This is a genomic window from Megasphaera sp. AF13-6AC, from assembly GCF_027685385.1.
Taxonomy (GTDB): Bacteria; Bacillota; Negativicutes; order Veillonellales; family Megasphaeraceae; genus Megasphaera; species Megasphaera micronuciformis.
The window spans coordinates 1161-1444 of sequence record NZ_JAQCUN010000211.1 but is presented as its reverse complement, the minus strand read 5'-3'; the positions used below and the strand labels follow the sequence as shown (position 1 = coordinate 1444).

At 54.2% G+C, this 284-nt stretch carries 1 protein-coding gene; it reads left to right on the top strand.

Features of this window, described 5'->3' with window-relative positions:
• Positions 1-284 (top strand): hypothetical protein (locus tag PGX78_RS08220; RefSeq protein ID WP_270446458.1); only part of this gene is annotated, 284 nt, incomplete at both ends.

Sequence of the window (284 nt, the reverse complement as noted above, 5' to 3'; positions counted from 1 at the left end):
TAAGCGGGACGGCCGGCTATCACGGTCGCCTTTGGGGGACTCCCTCCGACTTGGGTCTTGAAGGAAAGGTGATTCTGAATAATGTAACGTACAGCGGCTTTACTGTCGATTCGGCTAAGGCTGATGTGTCTTACATTCATCATGTGGCTACCCTTCAATCCCTTGAGGCGAACTTATACGGCGGCACTTTGCAGGCTGACGGTCGTTGGAATAGCGAATCCGGCGATATAGGAGCTACGCTACACGCCGACTCCGTCTCCGTAGGTGATATGCCAGGCGTTCCG